This window comes from Streptomyces sp. NPDC058195 (assembly GCF_042883525.1).
GTDB lineage: Bacteria > Actinomycetota > Actinomycetes > Streptomycetales > Streptomycetaceae > Streptomyces.
Genome location: NZ_JBHVVM010000004.1, coordinates 169,956 through 191,022 on the forward strand (window position 1 = coordinate 169,956; position 21,067 = coordinate 191,022).

At 71.3% G+C, this 21,067-nt stretch carries 17 protein-coding genes; 9 read left to right on the forward strand and 8 right to left on the reverse strand.

What is annotated here, in order from left to right; translation table 11 throughout:
- The first annotated feature begins 23 nt into the window (after positions 1-23).
- Genes ACFVWY_RS06770 through ACFVWY_RS06780 form a run of 3 tightly spaced genes read left to right on the forward strand, consistent with a single transcriptional unit; the run spans position 24 to position 3,618 of the window.
- On the forward strand, positions 24-1,061 hold the full coding sequence (locus tag ACFVWY_RS06770) for a sugar ABC transporter substrate-binding protein (RefSeq protein ID WP_389868012.1): 1,038 nt from the start codon (positions 24-26) through the stop codon (positions 1,059-1,061).
- A gap of 2 nt (positions 1,062-1,063) precedes the next feature.
- Positions 1,064-2,584 carry a sugar ABC transporter ATP-binding protein gene (locus ACFVWY_RS06775; protein ID WP_389868014.1) on the forward strand — a complete coding sequence of 507 codons (1,521 nt, stop codon included), beginning with the start codon at positions 1,064-1,066 and terminating at the stop codon, positions 2,582-2,584.
- A complete protein-coding gene (locus ACFVWY_RS06780; protein WP_389868015.1) occupies positions 2,581-3,618 on the forward strand; it encodes an ABC transporter permease in 1,038 nt (345 codons plus the stop codon). The genes ACFVWY_RS06775 and ACFVWY_RS06780 overlap by 4 nt, the downstream gene beginning before the upstream one ends.
- Positions 3,619-3,663: 45 nt before the next feature.
- On the opposite strand, the gene ACFVWY_RS06785 is transcribed toward ACFVWY_RS06780, so the two are convergent.
- The 5 genes from ACFVWY_RS06785 to ACFVWY_RS06805 all read right to left on the reverse strand — a co-directional run bounded on the left by ACFVWY_RS06785 (position 3,664) and on the right by ACFVWY_RS06805 (position 9,504).
- A complete protein-coding gene (locus tag ACFVWY_RS06785; RefSeq protein ID WP_376688099.1) occupies positions 3,664-4,335 on the reverse strand; it encodes a FadR/GntR family transcriptional regulator in 672 nt (223 codons plus the stop codon).
- Between the two features lie 150 nt (positions 4,336-4,485).
- Entirely contained in the window at positions 4,486-6,096 is a 1,611-nt protein-coding gene (locus ACFVWY_RS06790) for an FAD-dependent oxidoreductase (RefSeq protein WP_389868017.1), read from the reverse strand.
- A 5-nt stretch (positions 6,097-6,101) separates the two neighbouring features.
- The gene (glpK, locus tag ACFVWY_RS06795) at positions 6,102-7,637 is read right to left on the reverse strand and encodes a glycerol kinase GlpK (protein ID WP_389868019.1); all 1,536 of its coding nucleotides are present in this window, start codon (positions 7,635-7,637) and stop codon (positions 6,102-6,104) included.
- Positions 7,638-7,694: 57 nt separating this feature from the next.
- Positions 7,695-8,486 (reverse strand): MIP/aquaporin family protein, encoded by a 792-nt coding sequence (locus ACFVWY_RS06800; RefSeq protein ID WP_389868020.1) that lies wholly within the window; start codon positions 8,484-8,486, stop codon positions 7,695-7,697.
- Positions 8,487-8,739: 253 nt separating this feature from the next.
- On the reverse strand, positions 8,740-9,504 hold the full coding sequence (locus tag ACFVWY_RS06805) for an IclR family transcriptional regulator (RefSeq protein ID WP_389868022.1): 765 nt from the start codon (positions 9,502-9,504) through the stop codon (positions 8,740-8,742).
- A 240-nt stretch (positions 9,505-9,744) separates the two neighbouring features.
- On the opposite strand from ACFVWY_RS06805, the gene metH reads away from it, so the two are divergent.
- The 3 genes from metH to ACFVWY_RS06820 all read left to right on the forward strand — a co-directional run bounded on the left by metH (position 9,745) and on the right by ACFVWY_RS06820 (position 15,820).
- Positions 9,745-13,257 carry a methionine synthase gene (gene metH / locus ACFVWY_RS06810; RefSeq protein ID WP_389868024.1) on the forward strand — a complete coding sequence of 1,171 codons (3,513 nt, stop codon included), beginning with the start codon at positions 9,745-9,747 and terminating at the stop codon, positions 13,255-13,257.
- Positions 13,258-13,375: 118 nt separating this feature from the next.
- Positions 13,376-14,077, forward strand: a complete 702-nt coding sequence (locus ACFVWY_RS06815) for an HAD family hydrolase (protein ID WP_389868026.1) — start codon at positions 13,376-13,378, stop codon at positions 14,075-14,077.
- 141 nt (positions 14,078-14,218) lie between these two features.
- On the forward strand, positions 14,219-15,820 hold the full coding sequence (locus ACFVWY_RS06820; RefSeq protein WP_389868028.1) for an ABC transporter substrate-binding protein: 1,602 nt from the start codon (positions 14,219-14,221) through the stop codon (positions 15,818-15,820).
- Positions 15,821-15,859: 39 nt separating this feature from the next.
- On the opposite strand, the gene ACFVWY_RS06825 is transcribed toward ACFVWY_RS06820, so the two are convergent.
- Together ACFVWY_RS06825 and ACFVWY_RS06830 are read right to left on the reverse strand one after the other, a co-directional pair.
- Complete coding sequence (locus tag ACFVWY_RS06825; protein WP_376688107.1) at positions 15,860-16,531, reverse strand: response regulator; 672 nt, start codon at positions 16,529-16,531, stop codon at positions 15,860-15,862.
- Between the two features lie 18 nt (positions 16,532-16,549).
- Complete coding sequence (locus ACFVWY_RS06830) at positions 16,550-17,395, reverse strand: RecB family exonuclease (protein WP_389868346.1); 846 nt, start codon at positions 17,393-17,395, stop codon at positions 16,550-16,552.
- A gap of 172 nt (positions 17,396-17,567) precedes the next feature.
- On the opposite strand from ACFVWY_RS06830, the gene ACFVWY_RS06835 reads away from it, so the two are divergent.
- The 3 genes from ACFVWY_RS06835 (at position 17,568) to ACFVWY_RS06845 (ending at position 20,595) form a co-directional block, all read left to right on the forward strand.
- Positions 17,568-18,818, forward strand: a complete 1,251-nt coding sequence (locus tag ACFVWY_RS06835; RefSeq protein ID WP_389868030.1) for a site-2 protease family protein — start codon at positions 17,568-17,570, stop codon at positions 18,816-18,818.
- A 63-nt stretch (positions 18,819-18,881) separates the two neighbouring features.
- Positions 18,882-19,787, forward strand: a complete 906-nt coding sequence (locus tag ACFVWY_RS06840; RefSeq protein WP_093541283.1) for a tRNA (adenine-N1)-methyltransferase — start codon at positions 18,882-18,884, stop codon at positions 19,785-19,787.
- A 229-nt stretch (positions 19,788-20,016) separates the two neighbouring features.
- Positions 20,017-20,595, forward strand: coding sequence for a hypothetical protein (locus ACFVWY_RS06845; RefSeq protein WP_389868032.1), 579 nt, complete (start codon positions 20,017-20,019; stop codon positions 20,593-20,595).
- A gap of 53 nt (positions 20,596-20,648) precedes the next feature.
- Here the strand turns inward: ACFVWY_RS06845 and ACFVWY_RS06850 are convergent, their stop codons facing one another.
- The gene (locus ACFVWY_RS06850; RefSeq protein ID WP_385825639.1) at positions 20,649-20,960 is read right to left on the reverse strand and encodes a ferredoxin; all 312 of its coding nucleotides are present in this window, start codon (positions 20,958-20,960) and stop codon (positions 20,649-20,651) included.
- Positions 20,961-21,067: the final 107 nt, after the last annotated feature.

Here is a 21,067-nt window from a genome sequence, read left to right on the forward strand (position 1 = left end):
TACTCACGAAGGACGGGACAGCAATGAGTGTGCGTACGAAGACCGCGGCGGCCTGCGCCGTACTGCTGGCAGTGACCGCCCTGGCGGGCTGCAACCGCGAGGGCGCCGACGGCGCGGGCGGCGGGAAGGCAGGGATCGACCTGCCGCGCAGTGACAGCGACTTCTGGAACTCCTACCAGAACTACGTGAAGAAGGGAGTCGCGGCGGGCGAGGTCGAGGCGCTGGCGCTGACCAACTCGCAGAACGACATCGGCAAGCTCGTCGCCAACGTCCAGACCCTCGCCGGCCAGGGCGCCAAGGCCGTCGTGATGGCGCCGCAGGACACCGGCGCGATCGCCGAAACGCTCCGCACGCTGAACGGGAAGAACATCCCGGTCGTCAGCGTCGACACCCGCCCCGACCAGGGCGACCTCTACATGGTGGTGCGCGCCGACAACAAGGCCTACGGAACAAAGGCCTGCACGTACCTCGGCGAGCGGCTGGGCGGCAGGGGCAAGGTCGTCGAACTCCAGGGCGATCTCGCCTCGATCAACGGCCGCGACCGCTCCGAGGCGTTCAAGGCGTGCATGGACCAGGACTTCCCCGGCATCGAGGTCTTCGAGCTGGCCACCGACTGGAAGGGGGACGTCGCCTCCGCCAAGCTCCAGGCCACCCTGGCGGCCCATCCCGACATCAACGGCATCTACATGCAGGCCGGTGGCGTCTTCCTCCAGCCCACCCTCGCCCTCCTGGAGCAGAAGAAGCGGCTGAAGCCGGCCGGAGCACCGGGCCACATCACGATCATCTCCAACGACGGCATCCCCGAGGAGTTCGACGCCATCAGGGCCGGGAAGATCGACGCCACGGTCTCCCAGCCCGCCGACCTGTACGCGAAGTACGCGCTGTACTACGCCAGGGCGGCCCTCGACGGCAAGACGTTCGAGCCGGGCCCCACCGACCACGGCTCCACCATCATCAGCATCCCGAACGGGCTGGAGGACCAGCTCCCCGCGCCCCTGGTGACCAAGGACAACGTGGATGACCCGAAGCTCTGGGCCAACCAGCCGGCGAAGCGGAACTAGCCGTGGACCAGGCCCCGGCCGCCGTGCAGGCGGAAGGCGTTGTCAAACGATTCGGTCCCACCGTGGCGCTGGACGGGGTCCGGCTCACCGTGCGGCCCGGTGAGTCCCACGCCCTCGTCGGGCGCAACGGCGCGGGAAAGTCGACCCTGGTCGGCGTGCTGACCGGGCTCCTCCGGGCGGACGCGGGCACCGTCACCTTCGGCGGGGAGCCCGCGCCCGCCTTCGGGGACACCGCGGCCTGGCGGTCGGCAGTCGCCTGCGTCCACCAGAAGTCCATGATCGTCCCGGACCTGAGCGTCGCGGAGAACCTCTTCCTCAACCGTTTCGGCCCGCACTCCCGCCGGATCGCCTGGGGCAGGCTCCGTCGGCGCGCCGAGCAGCTGCTGGCCGACTACGGCGTCCGGGTCGACCCGGCCACCCGGGCGCGCGATCTCACCGTGGAACAACGGCAGTTCGTCGAGATCGCCCGTGCCCTCTCGTTCGGCGCCCGGCTGATCGTGCTGGACGAGCCGACCGCCCGGCTCGACGCCCGGGGCATCGAGCGGCTCTTCGAGAAGCTGCGGGAGCTGCAGGGCCGGGGCGTGGCCTTCCTCTTCATCTCCCACCACCTCCAGGAGGTGTACGAGCTCTGCACCGCGGTCACCGTCTACCGGGACGCCCGCCATGTGCTGACTGCCCCGGTCCCGGGCCTCGCCAGAGCGGAGCTGGTGGCCGCGATGACCGGCGAGCGGCCCGCCGACGGTGCCGCCCGGCCCGCCCGCGACGACCGGGCCGCCCCGCGCGAACGGTCCGCCGAACCCGTACTGAGCACCGAAGGGCTCACCGTCCGGGGCCGGTTCGCCCCCGTGGACCTCACGGTCCGCCCCGGCGAGGTGCTCGGCCTCGCCGGTTCCGCGGCCAGCGGGAACACGGCCCTGGGTGAGACCCTGGCCGGCATGCGCAAGGCGGACGGCGGCACCGTCCGGGTGCGTGGCCGGACCGTGCGGGGCGGGAGCGTGCCGCACGCGCTGGACGCGGGGATCGGCTACGTGCCCGAGGACCGGCACGCACAGGGGCTCGTCCCGGACCGCAGCGTCGCCGAGAACGCCACCCTCACGGTCGCCGGCCAGCTCGGCCCCTGGGGCACCGTTCTGCCCTCCCGGACCAGGGAGTTCGCCCGCGCGATGATCGACTCGCTGGACATCAGGACCCAGGGGCCCGGACAACCGGTCTCCGGGCTCTCCGGCGGCAATCAGCAGAAGGTGGTGGTCGCCCGTGCGCTGGCCCGCGAGCCGAGTGTGCTGGTGGCGCTGCGGCCCACCGCGGGTGTGGACGTCAAGTCGAAGGAGGCGCTGCTCGGCGTCGTACGACGGGTCGCGGACGAGGGCAGCGCCGCCGTCATCGTCTCCGACGAGCTGGACGACCTGCGGGTCTGCGACCGGGTGATCGTCCTGTTCCACGGCCGGGTGGTCGCGGCGTTCGACGGCGGGTGGAGCGACGGGGAACTCGTCGCCGCCATGGAAGGTGTGGGGGAGAGGCAATGACCGGTACGGCACGGCCCTCGACGGCCGACGGCATCGACGGCGAACCCGCGGCGCGGCCGCTGGACCGGCTGAGACTGGTCCGCTGGAGCGACGTCTCCCTGGTGCCGGTGATCCTGGTGCTGATGGTGATCGGGTTCATCGTCTCGCCGGTCTTCCTGACCTCCGAGAACCTGATCAGCGTCGTCCAGCAGTCCTCCGAGCTCAGCCTGCTGGTGCTCGGTCAGGCGCTGATCCTGATCTGCGGGCGGATGGACCTGTCGCTGGAGTCGACCATCGGCATCGCGCCGGTCGTCGCGATGTGGCTGGTTCTGCCCCCCGACGGCGGGCGCTTCACCGGACTGGGCCTGCTGCCCGTCTGGACGGCGATCCCGCTCTGCCTGCTGGCGGGCCTCGTGATCGGCGCGGTCAACGGCTTCCTGATGCTGAGACTGCGGGTCAACGGCTTCATCGCCACGCTCGGCATGCTCACCATGCTGCGCGGCCTGCACATCGGGATCACCGAGGGCAAGTCCATCACCGACGTACCGGAGTCCTTCCGCTACCTCGGCAAGAGCGCGTGGTTCGGCGTCCCGGCCGCCGTCTGGATCTGCCTGGCCCTGTTCGCGGCCGGCGGCGCCGCGCTCGCCTGGCTGCGCCACGGCCGCGCGCTGTACGCCATCGGCGGTAACCCGGAGGCGGCCCGCGCCGCGGGCATCCGGGTGGACAGGGTCACCTGGACCGTGCTGGCCCTCGGCGGGCTGCTGGCGGCCTTCGCGGGCATCCTCTACACCGGCCACTACGGATCGGTCGCGGCCACCCAGGGCGACGGCTGGATCTTCCAGGTGTTCGCCGCCGCGGTCATCGGAGGCATCAGCCTCAGGGGCGGCCGGGGCACCCTGTTCGGCGCGCTCACCGGGGTGCTGACGCTCCAGCTGGTCGTCAACGTGATGACTCTCGGCGGCGTACCGGCGCTGTGGAACCAGTTCCTCAACGGCGCGATCATCATCGTCGCCCTGGTCATCTCCCGCTTCGCGAGCGGCGAGAAGCAGGACTGACCCGCACACGGCGGGGTGTCCCCCATGGAGGCACCCCGCCCTGCGTCACAGCGTCGAGCGCAGCCACTGCTCCACGCTCGCCACGTGCACCGTCGCCCAGGCCCGCGCCGCCTCCGCGTCCCGGTCCCGCAGCGCCGACACGATCGCCCGGTGCTCGTGGAGCGTACGGCTGACCGCGTCCTCCTGTGTCAGACCGCGCCAGACCCGCGCCCGGGTGGTCGGCCCGGACAGCCCGTCGAGCAGCGAGCAGAGCACCGAGTTCCCCGACGACTGCACGATGCCCCGGTGGAACTCCAGGTCTCCGGCGACCAGTTCCTCCACCGATGGCTGCGCCCCCAGCGCGTCCAGCTGCGCGGTGAGCGCGTCGAGCCGGTCCTCGGTGATCCGGGTCGCCGCCATCGCCGTGGCGGCCGGTTCCAGGATCCTGCGCACCGCGAGGAACTCCAGCACCGTGTCGTCGCGGTGGAAGTCCACCACGAAGCTCAGCGCCTCCAGGAGCAACTGCGGGTCGAGGCTGGTCACATACGTGCCGTCGCCCTGGCGCACATCGAGGATGCGGATCAGCGACAGGGCCCGCACCGCCTCCCGCAGCGAATTGCGCGACAGCCCCAGCTCCGCCGCGAGCTCGCTCTCCTTGGGGAGCCGGTCGCCGGGGCGCAGCGCACCCGAGACGATCATTCCCTTGATCTTCTCGATCGCCTCGTCGGTGACAGCCATGACGGTCCTCCTGCGTCCGGAGCGGAATCAGACATCCGATGTATCCCCTCATTATGCGGGTCGGCGTGAGCCGTCGGACGGGGGCCGCCCCGGTACGCGCGAAGAGGCGCCCCCACGGGAGCCGCCTCTTCGCGTACGCGTCCGGCCCGGTCAGTCCCGGTCGCCGAGCATGGAGGCGACGCCGGCCCGGATCTCGTCCGTCGCCAGGCCCCGGATCGTCAGCGTCGTCCGGCGGCGCAGCACGTCATCGGCCGTCTCGGCCCACTCGTGGTCCCGGGCGTAGGCGACCTGCGCCCAGATCTCCGGTGCGTCCGGGTGGATGCGCTCGGCCAGCGCCGGGTTCTCGTTCGCCATCCGGGCGATGTCGAAGGAGAGCGAGCCGTAGTGGGTGGCCAGGTGCCGGGCGGTGTCGGCGGCCATCCGCGGGCCCGGCGCGGTGCCGTCGATCACCAGCCGGTGCGCCACCGCGTTCGGGTTGGCGATGCCGGGCAGCGGGAGCTTCCTGGGCAGGTGCGCGATCGGCTCCATGTCCTCGGCCAGCGGGTGCCCGGGGAGCGCGGCCAGCTTGTTCATCACCGTACGGCCGATGTGGCGGAAGGTCGTCCACTTGCCGCCCGCCACCGACAGCATCCCGCCCCGGCCCTCGGTGACCACCGTCTCGCGCTTGGCCTTGGAGGTGTCGCCGGGGCCGCCGGGCAGCACCCGCAGCCCAGCGAAGGAATAGGTGATCAGATCGCGTGAGAGCTGCTGGTCGCGGACCGAGAACGCGGCCTCGTCCAGGATCTGCGCGGTGTCCTTCTCGGTGACCGCCACGTCCGCCGGATCGCCCTCGTACGCCTCGTCCGTGGTGCCGAGCAGCAGCATGTCCTCCCACGGCAGGGCGAAGGTGATGCGGTACTTGTCGATCGGGGTGGCCAGCGCGGCCTTCCACGGGCGCGTGCGCTTCAGCACCAGGTGCGCGCCCTTGGACAGGCGTATGGAGGGTGCCGCGCCCGGGTCCTCCATCTTCCGCAGGTGGTCGACCCACGGCCCGGTGGCGTTCAGTACGAGACGGGCGTCGACGCCGAACTCCGTACCGTCCAGGCGGTCCGCCAGCTCGGCGCCGGTGACCCGGCCCCGGGTGAACCGCAGCCCGGTCACCGCCGCGTGGTTGAGGACGACGGCCCCCGCCTCGACGGCCGCGCGGACGGTCATCAGCGCCATCCGGGCGTCGTTCATCTGGTCGTCGCCGTAGACCGCGACGGCCCTCAGGTTCTCCGTCCGCAGCTCGGGCACGTCGCGCCGGGCCCGTGCCGGGCTGATCACGTGCCCGACGCCGTCACCGAAGGCGGAGAGCGCCGAGTACGCGAACACGCCCGCGCCGAGCTTGGCCGCGCCGTGCGGGCCGCCCTTGTAGACGGGCAGGTAGAAGGTGAGCGGATTGGCGAGGTGCGGGGCGACCTGACGGGACACCGCGCGCCGCTCGAAGTGGTTCTCCGCGACCAGCTTCACCGCGCCGGTCTGCAGGTAGCGCAGACCGCCGTGGAGCAGCTTGGAGGAGGCGGAGGAGGTGGCGCCGGCGAAGTCGCCGGCGTCCACCAGGGCCACCCGCAGCCCGGACTGTGCGGCATGCCAGGCGGTGGAGATGCCCAGAATGCCGCCACCGATCACCAGGAGGTCGTACGCCGCCTTGGACAGCTGTTCCCTGGTTTCGGCACGGCTCGGAAGGGAACCGGGGGCCGGGTGGGCCCCGAGGGCCGGGACGCTCTGCAGGGTGGTCATGTCGATTACTCCTCGGCAGTGTTCTCGTCGAGCCAGCCCATGGAACGCTCCACGGCCTTGAGCCAGCTCTTGTACTCGCGGTCGCGGGTGTCCGCGTCCATGCGGGGGGTCCACTCGGCGGCCCGGCGCCAGTTGGCGCGCAGGGCGTCGGTGTCCGGCCAGAAGCCGACGGCCAGACCGGCGGCGTAGGCGGCGCCGAGGCAGGTCGTCTCGGCGACCATGGGCCGCACCACGGGCGCGTCCAGGAAGTCGGCGAGCGTCTGCATCAGCAGGTTGTTGGAGGTCATGCCGCCGTCGACCTTGAGGGCGGTCAGTTCCACCCCCGAGTCCTTGGTCATCGCGTCGGTGATCTCGCGGGTCTGCCAGGCGGTGGCCTCCAGCACGGCACGGGCGATGTGCGCCTTGGTGACGTACCGGGTCAGGCCGGCGATGACGCCGCGGGCGTCGGAGCGCCAGTACGGGGCGAACAGGCCCGAGAACGCGGGCACGAAGTAGGCGCCGCCGTTGTCCTCGACCGACAGGGCCAGGGTCTCGATCTCGGCCGCCGACTTGATCAGCCCCATCTGGTCGCGCATCCACTGCACCAGCGAACCGGTGACGGCGATGGAGCCCTCCAGGGCGTAGACCGGCTTCTGCTCGCCGATCCGGTAGCCGACAGTCGTCAGCAGCCCGTTGTACGAGTTGACCGGCGTCTCACCGGTGTTCATGAGCATGAAGGTGCCGGTGCCGTACGTGGACTTGGCCTCGCCCTGGGAGAAGCAGGTCTGGCCGAAGAGGGCCGCCTGCTGGTCCCCGAGCGCGGACGCCACCGGAACGCCGTCGAGCACGCCGCCCCTGGCGGTGCCGTACACCTCCGCGGAGGAGCGGATCTCCGGAAGCACCGCGGCCGGGATGTCCATCGAGTGCAGGATGCGCTCGTCCCACTGCATCTCGTGGAGGTTCATCAGGAGCGTGCGTGAGGCGTTGGTGACGTCGGTGACGTGGACGCCGCCGTCGGTGCCGCCGGTCAGGTTCCAGATGACCCAGGAGTCCATGGTGCCGAAGAGGATGTCGCCGCGTTCGGCGCGCTCGCGCAGCCCCTCGACGTTGTCCAGCAGCCAGCGGACCTTGGGCCCGGCGAAGTACGAGGCGAGCGGCAGACCGGTCTCGCGGCGGAAGCGGTCCTGGCCGACGTTGCGGCCGAGCTCCTTGCAGAGCGCGTCGGTCCGGGTGTCCTGCCAGACCAGCGCGTTGTGGACCGGCTCGCCGGTGTTCTTGTCCCAGAGCAGCGTGGTCTCGCGCTGGTTGGTGATGCCGATGGCCTTCACGTCGGCGGCGGTGATGCCCGCCTTGGCGATGGCACCGGCCACCACCTCCTGGACGTTCGCCCAGATCTCGGTCGCGTCGTGCTCGACCCAGCCCGGCTTCGGGAAGATCTGTTCGTGCTCCTTCTGGTCGACGGAGACGATCCGGCCGTCCCGGTCGAAGACGATGCAGCGGCTGGAGGTGGTGCCCTGGTCGATGGCCGCGATGAAGGGGCCGGCGGTGTGTGCGTCGGTCACGGTGTGCTCCCGGAAGTCTGTGTGGTCGTGAGGGGTGCGGCGGTGGGGTGCCGCGGCTCAGGCGAAGGCGACGTTGTAGAGCCCGCCGGCTATCGCGCCGCCGGCGAGCGGTCCGACGATCGGGATCCAGGCGTAGCCCCAGTCGGATCCGCCCTTGTTCGGCAGCGGCAGCAGTGCGTGCACGATACGCGGACCGAGGTCGCGGACCGGGTTGATCGCGTACCCCGTCGGACCGCCGAGGGAGAGACCGATGCCGACGACGACCAGCGAGGTGATCAGGGCGCCGAGGGTGCCCAGACCGTCGCCGTCATTGTTGAGGCCCTGGGTCAGGATGGCCAGGACCAGCACGACGGTGGCGATGATCTCCGTGACCAGGTTCTGCGCGGCGTGGCGGATCTCCGGGCCGGTGGAGAAGATGCCGAGGACCGGTCCCGCGGCCGGTGCGGCGGCCTGGTCGACCATGCCGTCCTCACCCGTCCGGGTGCCCACGATCTCCGGGTCGGTCAGATGGGCCCGGAACTGCCCGTAGTACGTCAGCCAGACCAGCACCGCGCCGATCATCGCGCCGAGCAGCTGGGAGCCGAGGTAGACCGGTACGTCGCCCCACTTCGTGCCGCCCTCGATGGCGAGGCCGATCGTGACCGCCGGGTTGAGGTGCGCGCCCGACACGCCGCCTGCGAGGTACGCGCCGGTCAGTACCGCGAAACCCCACCCGAAGGTGATGGCCAGCCAGCCGGCGTTGCGTGCCTTGGAGCGCTTGAGCGTGACGGCGGCACAGACACCACCGCCGAGCAGGATGAGTACGGCGGTACCGATGGTCTCGCCGATGAAGATGTCGGAGCTGGACACCCGCGACTCCTTTGTCCTTCGTCCAGGGAAGCCGAACCACGGGTCACTCCGGTGGTCCGCGCCCTCGTGGGAGGGCGTTTCCGGCCCTGGGCACCGTCACACCCTAGCGCTAGTTTCCGTCAGGTGTTCGACAATGCCGACCGATGAACGGCAATGCTTCCCCCCGGTGAATCGGGCGTCAAGAGTTGTGGGGCCCCATGACCCGATCGTTACCGGCGGTGCCGCCGAGGGGCCGCCCCGCGTGCGGGCCGGATCAGAACCGGCCGGCGCCCAGGTCCCGGGAGACCGCGCGGGCGCAGTCGCGCACCGCCGCGACCAGCTCGGGGCGCAGCTCTCCGGTCGCGCAGACCCGCTCCACGGCACCGGTCACGGCCACCGCGCCGACCGGCATCCGGCGGCGGTCGTGGATCGGGGCGGCCACCGCGGCCACCCCCTCCCAGGTCTCCTCCACGTCGGCCGCCCAGCCCCGCGCCCGGATCAGGTCGAGCATCGCCTCGAACTCCTCCGCGCCGGTCACTGTGCGCGGGGTGAAGGGCTGCCGCTCCGCCTCCATGGCCTCGGTGTGCGCCACCGGGTCGTACGCCGCGAGCACCTTGCCCAGGGCTGTGGAGTGCAGTGGCTGCATGGCGCCGACCTCCAGCACCTGACGGCTGTCGTCGGGGCGGAACACGTGGTGGACGATGAGGACGCCCTGCTGGTGCAGGACGCCCAGGTGGGCGCTCTCGCCGCTGGAGCGGGCCAGGTCGTCCGTCCACACCAGCGCGCGGGCCCGCAGCTCGTGCACGTCCAGATAGCTGTTGCCCAGGCGCAGCAGCTCGGCGCCCAGCTGGTAGCGGCCGGACGCCGCGTCCTGCTCGACGAAGCCCTCGTGCTGGAGGGTGCGCAGGATGCCGTGCGCGGTGCCCTTGGCCAGGCCGAGCGAAGAGGCGATGTCGGACAGCCCCAGCCGACGCTCGCCGCCTGCCAGCAGGCGTAGCATCGCCGCCGCCCGCTCCAGCGACTGGATGTTCTTGGCCATCGCGCCGTACTCCTCCACCTTGGTTCGACAATGCTGAACACTATCGGTCGATGCCGACCCGCGCTCGGCTGTGCGGCGAAACCGCGCCACCGCATGGATCCGGACATCCCCCCGCACAGCATGCAGTCCGCTTCGTGGGACGGAATGACGGCCCAGGCCGCCGCCCGGCTACGCTGGCCTGGTGCGTCTTCCACCGAAGTGCGCAAAGCCGACAGCCGTCGCATCCCAGGGAGTACATCCATGGCCTCGTCGCCGACCCCTTCCGCCGACAGCCGGAACCGAGCCGAAGCCCTCCGCGAGGCGCTTGCCACCCGTGTCGTGGTGGCCGACGGCGCCATGGGCACCATGCTCCAGGCGCAGGACCCGTCCCTCGACGACTTCCAGGACCTTGAGGGCTGCAACGAGATCCTGAACGTCACCCGCCCGGACATCGTGCGCTCGGTGCACCAGGAGTACTTCGCCGCCGGCGTGGACTGCGTCGAGACCAACACCTTCGGCGCCAACCTGTCGGCCCTGGGCGAGTACGACATCCCGGAGCGGATCTTCGAGCTCTCCGAGTCCGGCGCGAGCATCGCCCGCCGGGTCGCCGACGAGTTCACCGCGGAGACCGGCCAGCAGCGCTGGGTGCTCGGCTCGATCGGCCCCGGTACGAAGCTGCCGACCCTGGGCCACGCCCCGTACACCAAGCTCCGCGACGCCTACCAGCAGAACGCCGAGGGGCTGATCACGGGCGGCGCCGACGCCCTGCTGATCGAGACCACCCAGGACCTGCTCCAGACCAAGGCGTCCGTCATCGGCGCCCGCCGCGCCCTGGCGGCCACCGGCACCTCGCTGCCGGTGATCTGCTCCGTCACCGTCGAGACGACCGGCACCATGCTGCTCGGCTCCGAGATCGGCGCGGCGCTCACCGCGCTGGAACCGCTCGGCATCGACCTCATCGGCCTGAACTGCGCCACCGGCCCCGCCGAGATGAGCGAGCACCTGCGCTACCTGGCCCGGCACTCGCGCATCCCGCTCTCCTGCATGCCCAACGCCGGTCTCCCCGTGCTCGGCAAGGACGGCGCGCACTACCCGCTCTCCCCGTCCGAGCTGGCCGACGCCCAGGAGACGTTCGTCCGGGAGTACGGACTCTCCCTGGTCGGCGGCTGCTGCGGCACGACCCCCGAGCACCTGCGCCAGGTCGTCGAGCGGGTCCGCGGCACCGCCGTCGTTCCCCGCACCCCGCACCCCGAGCCGGGCGCCGCCTCCCTCTACCAGAGCGTCCCCTTCCGTCAGGACACCTCGTACCTGGCGATCGGCGAGCGGACGAACGCCAACGGCTCGAAGAAGTTCCGCGAGGCGATGCTCGAAGCCCGCTGGGACGACTGTGTGGAGATGGCCCGCGACCAGATCCGCGAGGGCGCGCACATGCTCGACCTCTGCGTCGACTACGTGGGCCGCGACGGAGTGGCCGACATGGAGGAACTGGCAGGCCGCTTCGCGACCGCGTCCACGCTCCCGATCGTGCTCGACTCCACGGAGCTTCCGGTGCTCCGCGCGGGCCTGGAGAAGCTGGGCGGCCGCGCCGTCCTGAACTCGGTCAACTACGAGGACGGCGACGGGCCCGAATCGCGGTTCGCCAAGGTCACCGAACTGGCCGCCGAGCACGGTGCCGCGCTGATCGCGCTGACCATCGACGAGGAGGGCCAGGCCCGCACCGTCGAGCACAAGGTCGCCATCGCCGAGCGCCTGATCGCCGACCTGACCGGCAACTGGGGCATCCACGAGTCGGACATCCTCATCGACACCCTGACCTTCACCATCTGCACCGGCCAGGAGGAGTCGCGCGGCGACGGCGTCGCGACCATCGGCGCGATCCGCGAGCTCAAGAAGCGCCACCCCGAGGTGCAGACCACGCTCGGCCTGTCCAACATCTCCTTCGGCCTCAACCCGGCCGCCCGCGTCGTGCTGAACTCCGTCTTCCTCGACGAGTGCGTCAAGGCCGGGCTGGACTCCGCGATCGTGCACGCCTCCAAGATCCTGCCGATCGCCCGCCTGGAGGAGGAGCAGGTCAAGGTCGCCCTCGACCTCATCTACGACCGGCGCGCCGAGGGCTACGACCCGCTCCAGAGGCTCATGGAGCTCTTCGAGGGCGTCAGCACCAAGTCGATGAAGGCGGGCAAGGCCGAGGAACTCCTCGCCCTGCCCCTGGAGGAGCGGCTCCAGCGCCGCATCATCGACGGCGAGAAGAACGGCCTGGCGGCCGACCTCGACGAGGCCCTCCGCTCCCGCCCGGCCCTCGACATCGTCAACGACACCCTCCTGGAGGGCATGAAGGTCGTCGGCGAGCTCTTCGGTTCCGGCCAGATGCAGCTGCCCTTCGTGCTCCAGTCCGCCGAGGTCATGAAGAGCGCGGTGGCCCATCTGGAACCGCACATGGAGAAGTCCGACGCCGAGGGCAAGGGCACCATCGTGCTCGCCACCGTCCGTGGCGACGTCCACGACATCGGCAAGAACCTCGTCGACATCATCCTGTCGAACAACGGCTACAACGTCGTCAACCTCGGCATCAAGCAGCCCGTCGCCGCCATCCTGGAGGCCGCCGAGGAGCACCGGGCCGACGTCATCGGCATGTCCGGCCTCCTGGTCAAGTCCACCGTGATCATGAAGGAGAACCTGGAGGAGCTGAACCAGCGCAAGCTGGCCGCCGACTTCCCGGTCATCCTCGGCGGCGCTGCCCTCACCCGCGCCTACGTCGAACAGGACCTCCACGAGATCTACGAGGGCGAGGTCCGCTACGCCCGCGACGCCTTCGAGGGACTGCGCCTGATGGACGCGCTGATCGCGGTCAAGCGCGGCGTCCCCGGCGCCACGCTGCCCGAGCTGAAGCAGCGCCGGGTGCCCAGGCGCGACGCCCCGGTCCTGGAGGCCGACGAGCCGGAGGAGGGCGTGCGTTCCGACGTCGCCGTCGACAACCCGGTCCCCGAGCCGCCCTTCTGGGGTACCCGGGTCGTCAAGGGCATCCAGCTCAAGGAGTACGCCTCCTGGCTCGACGAAGGCGCCCTGTTCAAGGGACAGTGGGGCCTGAAGCAGGCCCGCGCCGGGGACGGACCCACCTACGAGGAGCTGGTGGAGACCGAGGGCCGCCCGCACCTGCGCGGCTGGCTCGACAAGCTCCACACCGAGAACCTCCTGGAAGCCGCCGTCGTCTACGGCTACTTCCCGTGCGTGTCCAAGGGCGACGACCTGATCCTGCTCCACGAGGACGGTTCCGAGCGGACCCGCTTCACCTTCCCGCGCCAGCGCCGCGGCCGTCGGCTGTGCCTGGCGGACTTCTTCCGCCCCGAGGAGTCCGGCGAGACCGACGTGATCGGCCTCCAGGTCGTCACCGTCGGCTCGAAGATCGGCACCGAGACCGCGAAGCTCTTCGAGGCCAACTCCTACCGCGACTACCTGGAGCTGCACGGCCTGTCCGTACAGCTGGCCGAGGCCCTCGCCGAGTACTGGCACGCCCGGGTCCGCTCGGAGCTGGGATTCGGCGGCGAGGACCCGGCCGAGGTCGAGGACATGTTCGCGCTGAAGTACCGGGGGGCGCGCTTCTCCCTCGGTTACGGGGCCTGCCCCGACCTGGAGGACCGGGCGAAGATCGCCGAGCTGCTCCAGCCGGAGCGGATCGGGGTGCACCTCTCCGAGGAGTTCCAGCTGCACCCGGAGCAGTCCACCGACGCGATCGTCATCCACCACCCGGAAGCCAAGTACTTCAACGCCCGGTAAGGCTCCGTTCCGCGCGCGGCAGCACCACGAGTCGTACACTTATCGGTCCAGTGCAGGCCGGTCGCCCTCCCACGGGAGTGGCGGCCGGCCTTCTCGTCCCCTACGGAAGGTGTGCCGGATGACCAGCACGGTCCCCGCGTCCTTGACCCGCACGGCCGAAGGCGCCGCGCTCCAGGCAGTCCTCCTCGACATGGACGGCACCCTGGTCGACACCGAGGGCTTCTGGTGGGAAGCCGAGGTGGAGGTCTTCGGCGACCTCGGGCACCGGCTCGACGAAGCGTGGCGGGACGTGGTGGTCGGCGGTCCGATGACGCGCAGCGCCGGGTACCTCATCGAGGTCACCGGAGCGGACGTCACCCTCGACGAAGTCACCGTGCTCCTCAACGACCGCTTCGAGAAGCGCATCGCCCGCGGTGTCCCGCTGATGCCCGGCGCCGGGCGACTGCTGGCCGAGCTGGCCAGGCACGGGATCCCCACGGCCCTGGTCTCCGCCTCGCACCGGCGGATCATCGACCAGGTGCTGGAATCGCTGGGCCCCCACCACTTCGCCCTGACCGTCGCGGGCGACGAGGTCTCCCGCACCAAGCCGCATCCCGAGCCCTACCTCACCGCCGCGGCCGGCTTCGGCGCCGACCCCGAGCGCTGCGCGGTGATCGAGGACACCGCGACCGGTGTCGCGGCCGCCGAGGCGGCGGGCTGCCGGGTGGTCGCCGTGCCGTCCGTCGCGCCCATCGCCCCCGCGGCGGGCCGCCTGGTCGTGGGCTCGCTCGAAGAGGTCGACCTCGCCTTCCTGCGGAGCCTGGTCGCGGAACGGTACTGACCCGGACGGCCCGGTGCACGAGAACACCGCCAGGCCCGCCCCTCACCGCCCGGCCACGTACCGGAACCCCGTGTTCCTGTATGGCCGACGGCACCCACTAGGGTCGCTCTGTCCATGCCCGGATGAGGGAGAGCGTCCACGATGAACCGCAAGAACCTGGTGCTGCCGGCCGTCGCCGGCCTCCTGGCACCCGTACTCGCCGCCTGCGGCGCGTCGGGGGACCGGGCCGACCGGGGGGCGGCCGTCGTGGTCGGCGCCACGGACCGGCTCGTCGCCTCGAAGGACAGCCCCGCACCGCTCGACCCCGCCGTCGGCTACGAGGCGGGCGCGTGGAACGTGCTGCGGCAGACCGTGCAGACCCTGACCCGGATACCGGTCGGCGGCGGCCCGCCGGTTCCCGAAGCGGCCGAGAGCTGCCGGTTCACGGACAAGCAGAACGAGAGCTACCGCTGTACGCTCCGCTCCGGCCTCACCTTCGCCGACGGAACCCCGCTCACCGCCGACGACGTCACGTACTCCATCGACCGGGTTCTCGCCCTCCACACCCCCAACGGCCCGGCCGCCCTGCTCGACACCCTCGACACGGTCGAGGCCCAGAACGAACGCGAGGTCGTCTTCCACCTCCGCACCCCGGACGCCACCTTCCCGTACAAGCTCGCCACCCCCGTCGCGGGCATCGTGCCCCGGAGCGCGTACCCGGCGAAGACGGCGCGCGACGGCTTCGAGGTGGACGGCTCGGGCCCGTACACCATGAAGGCGCAGACCGGGCACCAGCGGGTCGTCAAGATCCGCTTCACCCGCAACCCCCGCTACAAGGGCAGCCTGAAGATACGCAACGAACGCGTCGACCTGGACCTCTTCCGCTCCGCCGAGGCGATGGAGCAGGCGCTCCGCGACCAGAAGATCGACATGATGACCCGCACCATGACGCCCGCCCAGGTCCAGCGGCTGCGGGAGAAGCCCGCGGACGGCGTCGAACTCATCGAGATGCCCGGCCTCGCCATCCACTTCCTCGGCTTCGACACCACGGACCCGGCCGTGAAGAACCGGGCGGTCCGCCAGGCCATGGCCCAGATCATCGACCGGGACGAGATCACGGCCACCGCGTACCGCGCCACCGCCGATCCGCTCTACTCGCTGATCCCCTCCGGCATCGCCGCGCACACCAACTCGTTCTACGACCGGTACGGCGAGCCCAGCCCCGCGAAGGCCGCGGCACTGCTGCGCTCCGCACACGTCCGCACCCCGGTGAAACTCACCCTGGACTACACCACCGACCACTTCGGCTCCGCCACGGCCGACGAGTTCGCCCTGCTGAAGAAGCAGCTCAACGACACCGGGCTGTTCGACGTCACCGTCCGCGGCACCGCCTGGGACGCGTTCGGACCCGCGCAGCTCGGCGGTGACTACGCCGTCTACGGCATGGGCTGGTTCCCCGACTTCCCCGACCCGGACAACTTCACCGCACCGTTCCTCGGCCGGGACAACGTCCTGGGCTCGGCCTACACCTCGGCCCCGGCCCAGCGCACACTCATCCCGCAGTCCCGCCGCGAGACCGACCGCACCGCGACCGCCGCCGCCTTCCGGCGCGTCCAGGCCATCGTCGCCAGGGACGTACCGGTGCTGCCGGTCTGGCAGGGCAAGGAGTACGCCGCCGCGCGCCAGGGCCTCACCGGCGTCGAACGGGCGGTCAGCACCTCCGCGGGCCTCCGGCTCGGCGAACTGGCCCGCGACCCCCGCTGAGGGGCCGCGGCCCGCCCGGCCGCCCCGCACCCGCTCCGGCTACTGGGCGCCGGGGCGCACCAGCCCGCTCTCGTACGCGTACACCGCGGCCTGCACCCGGTCGCGCAGGCCCAGCTTGGTCAGCACATGGCCGACATGCGTCTTGACCGTCGTCTCGCTGACGAAGAGGTCCGCGGCGATCTCCGCGTTCGACAGACCGCGCGCCACCAGCTTCAGCACCTCGACCTCGCGGTCGGTCAGCGTGTGCAGGGTGTTGGGCACCGGTTCCTCACCGGAGGGCAGATGGTCCGCGTACTTGTCCAGAAGCCTGCGGGTGATGCTCGGCGCGAGCATCGCCTCGCCCGCGGCGACGACCCGGATGGCCTGGACCAGCTCATTGGCCGGAGCGTCCTTCAGCAGGAAGCCACTGGCACCGGCGCGCAGCGCCTCCACCACGTACTCGTCGAGATCGAACGTGGTCAGCACCAGCACCTTCGCCGGACCGTCACGGCCCGGACCGGTGATCTGGCGCGTCGCCTCCACCCCGTCCATCCGGGGCATACGGATGTCCATCAGCACCACATCGGGCTGGAGCGCCCGCACCTGGTCGATGGCCTGGAGACCGTCACCGGCCTCGCCCACCACCGCGAGGTCGCCCTCCGCCTCCAGAATCATCCGGAAGCCGGTACGCAGCAGTGGTTGGTCGTCGACCAGCAGGACGCGGATAGCCACAGGGTCTCCTTGTCTCCCTCAGGGTCCTTCGGGGGCCGCGGGCCGGCCTGCCTCAGCTCGGACCGGATCCATTCTGCCCTGCGCGTCCCGCTCCGGCTCCGCCGGGCGTACCGCCAGCGGATAGACCGGGGGAGTGCCGCCGAACTCCGGGCAGACCGCGCGGTGGTCGCACCAGCCGCAGAGCTTCGTCGGCCGGGGCCGCCACTCGCCCGTCTCCGTGGCCTGCGCGATCGCCTCCCACAGGGTCAGCAGCTTGCGCTCCACCCGCTCCAGATCACCCATCACCGGGTCGTACGTCAGGATGTCGCCACTGCCCAGGTAGACGAGCTGGAGGCGGCGCGGCACCACACCCTTCAGCCGCCAGATCACCAGGGCGTAGAACTTCATCTGGAAGAGCGCGCCCTCCGCGTACTGGGGGCGCGGGGCCTTGCCCGTCTTGTAGTCGACGATCCGGACCTCGCCGGTCGGCGCCACATCGATCCGGTCGATCACCCCGCGCAGCCGCAGACCCGACTCCAGCTCCGTCTCGACGAAGAGCTCCCGCTCGGCGGGCTCCAGGCGCGTCGGATCCTCCAGCGAGAACCACCGCTCCACCAGGCCCTCAGCCTCCGACAGCCAGCGCGCGAGCCGCTCGCCCCCGGCGTCCTCGGCGAACAGCTCCGACAGCTCCGGCCGGGACTCCAGCAGCCGGTCCCACTGGGCGGGGACCAGCGCCGTGGCCCGGCCCGCGGTGCGCTCCGCCGCGGGATTGTCGAAGAGCCGTTCCAGCACCGCGTGGACCAGCGTGCCCCTGGTCGCCGCCTCGCTGGGCTTCTCCGGCAGCCGGTCGATGACCCGGAAGCGATACAGCAGCGGACACTGCATGAAATCGCTCGCCCGCGACGGTGACAGGGACGAGGGCGGCTGTACGGGCGTCGGCAGGGAGGTCATGCGGAAGACCCTACGGCCCGCCACTGACAGCGGGCGACATACCATCGACCCCACAAGCTCCTCACACCGCATCACCGCGCCGTGGCGCACCGACCGAAGGGATCTCGTGGACAAGAGCGGCGACAGCGGGCGCCCGCAGTCCGGTACGGGGGCGACACCCCCCGGCACCGGCTCCGACAAGGGCGGACCGCAGCGCCCCGAAGAGCCCGGCGGCGGCATCCTCATGGGCCGCCCCTTCGGCGTGCCGGTGTACGTCGCCCCCAGCTGGTTCCTGGTGGCCGCCCTGATCACCTGGGTCTTCGGCGGCCAGCTCGAGAGAGTGCTCCCCGAACTCGGCGCGGCGCGCTACCTGGTCTCGCTGTTCTTCGCGATCGCCTTCTACGCCTCCGTGCTCGTCCACGAACTCGCGCACACCATCGTGGCGCTGCGCTACAAGCTGCCGGTGCGCCGCATCCAGCTCCAGTTCTTCGGCGGAGTCTCCGAGATCGAGAAGGAGTCCGAGACCCCGGGCCGCGAGTTCCTCCTCGCCTTCGTGGGCCCGCTGCTCTCCCTGGTGCTCGCGGGCGTGTTCTACGCGGGGGCGAAGTTCGTCGAGCCGGGCACCGTCCCCGGTGTCCTGCTCGCCGGACTGATGATCTCCAACCTCCTGGTCGCCGCCTTCAACCTCCTCCCCGGCCTCCCGCTGGACGGAGGGCGCATGCTCCGCGCCGTCGTATGGAAGATCACCGGCCGCCCGATGAGCGGCACGGTCGCCGCCGCCTGGGTCGGCCGCGCCCTCGCCGTCGTCACCCTGATCGGCCTGCCGCTGCTCACCCGCACCGGCGCCCTCGGCAACGACCCGGCCGACCTCAGCAGCATGGACACGCTCACCGACGCGCTGCTCGCCGCCATCCTCGCCGCCATCATCTGGACCGGGGCGGGCAACAGCCTGCGCATGGCCCGGCTGCGCGAACACCTCCCCGAACTGCGCGCCCGCACCCTCACCCGCCGTGCCGTCCCGGTGGAGACCGCCACTCCTCTCTCCGAGGCGCTGCGCCGCGCCAACGAGGCGGGCGCCCGCGCCCTGGTCGTCGTCGACGGACAGGGCGAGCCGACGGGCATCGTGCGGGAGACGGCCATCGTCGCCGTACCGGAGCACCGCCGCCCCTGGGTCGAGGTCGGCGGCCTCGCCCAGGACCTCACCGACGGCATGAAGGTCTCCGCCGAACTGTCCGGCGAGGCGCTCCTGGAACGGCTCAAGGCCAGCCCGGCCACCGAGTACCTGGTCCTGGAGGAGACCGGAGAGATCTACGGTGTCCTCTCCACCGCCGACGTCGAGCGCGCCTTCGTCGCCGCCCTGGCCCGGCCCGCCTCCTGAGGGCCCCGCCGCGAGCCCGGGGCTCGCGGCGGGCGCCCCGGAAATCACCGGTACGCTGGTCACATGTCTGAACCCACCGGTGCCGCCCGCCGACGCGGGCCCTTCAAGGTCGGGGACCAGGTCCAGCTCACCGATCCCAAGGGACGCCACTACACCTTCACGCTCGAAGCAGGAAAGAACTTCCACACCCACAAGGGTTCTTTCCCGCACGACGAGCTGATCGGCGCCCCCGAGGGCAGTGTGGTCCGGACCACGGGAAACGTCGCCTATCTCGCGCTGCGCCCCCTGCTCCCCGATTACGTCCTGTCCATGCCCCGCGGCGCCGCCGTGGTCTACCCCAAGGACGCGGGGCAGATCCTGGCCTTCGCCGACATCTTTCCCGGCGCCCGCGTCGTGGAGGCAGGAGTCGGCTCCGGATCGCTGTCCACCTTCCTGCTGCGCGCCATCGGCGACCAGGGCATGCTGCACTCCTACGAGCGCCGCGAGGACTTCGCCGAGATCGCCCAGCAGAACGTGGAGCGCTACTTCGGCGAGCCGCACCCGGCCTGGCAGCTCACCGTCGGCGACCTCCAGGACAACCTCTCGGACACCGACGTCGACCGCGTCATCCTGGACATGCTCGCCCCCTGGGAGTGCCTGGAGGCCGTCTCCAAGGCCCTGGTGCCCGGCGGCATCCTCTGCGCGTACGTCGCCACCACCACCCAGCTCGCCCGGACCGTCGAGTCCATCCGCGAGATCGGCTGCTTCGCCGAACCGCAGCCCTGGGAATCGATGATCCGGAACTGGCACGTCGAGGGCCTGGCGGTCCGCCCGGACCACCGCATGATCGGCCACACCGGCTTCCTCGTCACCGCCCGCCGCCTGGCCGACGGAGTGGAGGCTCCGCTGCGCCGCCGCCGCCCCGCCAAGGGTGCCTACGGCGAGGACTACGACGGTCCCGGCAGCCAGAGCGGCTCCTCCCGAGGCTGACCGCGCGACGCACCGGCGCCGCCGCCGAACGACCGGGCCATTCCGGGAACTCGGCGGCGGCGCCCCTTCGTTGCCGGTGGGGACGCTGTCCTCGCCGGTCCGGAATCACATACCGACCCCACCGTTCCGCCGTTCAACGGGGTGTGGCACGATGCTGGCCACCCCACGCCACCGGGCACCGCCCGCCCAGGGCATCCTCGGACCTCAGGAACCACAGGAGACATCGCGCGTGCAGACCTCCGAGCTCCCGGACCTCGCGCACACCGACACCACGCCGCTGCACTGGCTCGGCACCGCCGCGGCCATGGCCGCCGTCATCGCGGCCGCCGGCCTGCTCCAGCCGGACCCCACGGCCTCGGCCTCCACCCCTCACCGCGCCACCACGCAGCACGGCACCGCGCCCGCCGCCGCTCCCGATCCGGCCCGCGCGTCCTTCCCGCTGGACTGCGGCGGGCTCAGGAGCACCGTGGCCAAGCGGGCCGCCGGTGACCTCGACGGCGACGCCCGCCCCGAGACTGTCGCGGTGGTCCACTGCGACGCGGGCTCCGGCACCCCGCCCAGCGGCGTCTACGTCCTCACACAGGGGAGCGGGGCCGCACCCCGGGTCGTGGCGACCCTGGTCGACCCCGCTCAGGGGATGAGCATCAGCGACTTCGCGGTGCGTGACGGCATCGTCTCGGCCACCCTGCTCGGCTACTCCTCCGACGCGGTGGCGCGCTGCTGCCCCGATCAGCGGGAGCGGGTCACCTGGCAGTGGAAGGGCGGTGCGTTCGTCCGCGCCACCCAGGCCGATCCCACCGGCGTCTGAAGGGACACCGGGCCGGTCACGGCCGGATCACCGGCGGCCCGCAGGCCGCCGGATCAGGCGGCCTCGGGGCCGTACACCTCGACGCTGTCCGAAACGCGACGCACATGGATGCAGTCGCCGGGGCACTCCTTGGCCGAGTCGACCACGTCCTGAAGCAGCGGCAGCGGTACCGGCGTCGTCGCGCCCGGGTCCTGGAGCAGCTCGTCGTCCGCGCTCTTCACGTACGCCAGACCATCGATGTCCAGCTCGAACACCTCGGGGGCGTACTGGACGCAGATGCCGTCTCCCGTGCAGAGGTCCTGGTCGATCCAGACCTCCAGATCCTGCGCGTCGCCACCGTTGGGAGCGTCCTGCTGCACGGTCATTTCTCCTGCCGTTTCCTGCGTATCCGAACCAAAAGAAGCCAGCCCTGACGGGTGTTGAACGGTTCGACGATACAACCGGCCGCTTTCCGATGTTGAAGGGTGGGTAT

What these genes read in the sequence shown, in the direction of transcription:
- ACFVWY_RS06820 (WP_389868028.1), top strand. Translation starts at nt 14,219, where the DNA reads ATGAACCGCAAGAACCTGGTGCTGCCGGCCGTCGCCGGCCTCCTGGCA.
- ACFVWY_RS06850 (WP_385825639.1), bottom strand. Translation starts at nt 20,960, where the DNA reads ATGACCGTGCAGCAGGACGCTCCCAACGGTGGCGACGCGCAGGATCTG.
- ACFVWY_RS06785 (WP_376688099.1), bottom strand. Translation starts at nt 4,335, where the DNA reads ATGGCTGTCACCGACGAGGCGATCGAGAAGATCAAGGGAATGATCGTC.
- ACFVWY_RS06815 (WP_389868026.1), top strand. Translation starts at nt 13,376, where the DNA reads ATGACCAGCACGGTCCCCGCGTCCTTGACCCGCACGGCCGAAGGCGCC.
- metH (WP_389868024.1), top strand. Translation starts at nt 9,745, where the DNA reads ATGGCCTCGTCGCCGACCCCTTCCGCCGACAGCCGGAACCGAGCCGAA.
- ACFVWY_RS06840 (WP_093541283.1), top strand. Translation starts at nt 18,882, where the DNA reads ATGTCTGAACCCACCGGTGCCGCCCGCCGACGCGGGCCCTTCAAGGTC.
- ACFVWY_RS06770 (WP_389868012.1), top strand. Translation starts at nt 24, where the DNA reads ATGAGTGTGCGTACGAAGACCGCGGCGGCCTGCGCCGTACTGCTGGCA.
- ACFVWY_RS06805 (WP_389868022.1), bottom strand. Translation starts at nt 9,504, where the DNA reads ATGGCCAAGAACATCCAGTCGCTGGAGCGGGCGGCGGCGATGCTACGC.
- ACFVWY_RS06780 (WP_389868015.1), top strand. Translation starts at nt 2,581, where the DNA reads ATGACCGGTACGGCACGGCCCTCGACGGCCGACGGCATCGACGGCGAA.
- ACFVWY_RS06790 (WP_389868017.1), bottom strand. Translation starts at nt 6,096, where the DNA reads ATGACCACCCTGCAGAGCGTCCCGGCCCTCGGGGCCCACCCGGCCCCC.
- ACFVWY_RS06830 (WP_389868346.1), bottom strand. Translation starts at nt 17,395, where the DNA reads ATGCAGTGTCCGCTGCTGTATCGCTTCCGGGTCATCGACCGGCTGCCG.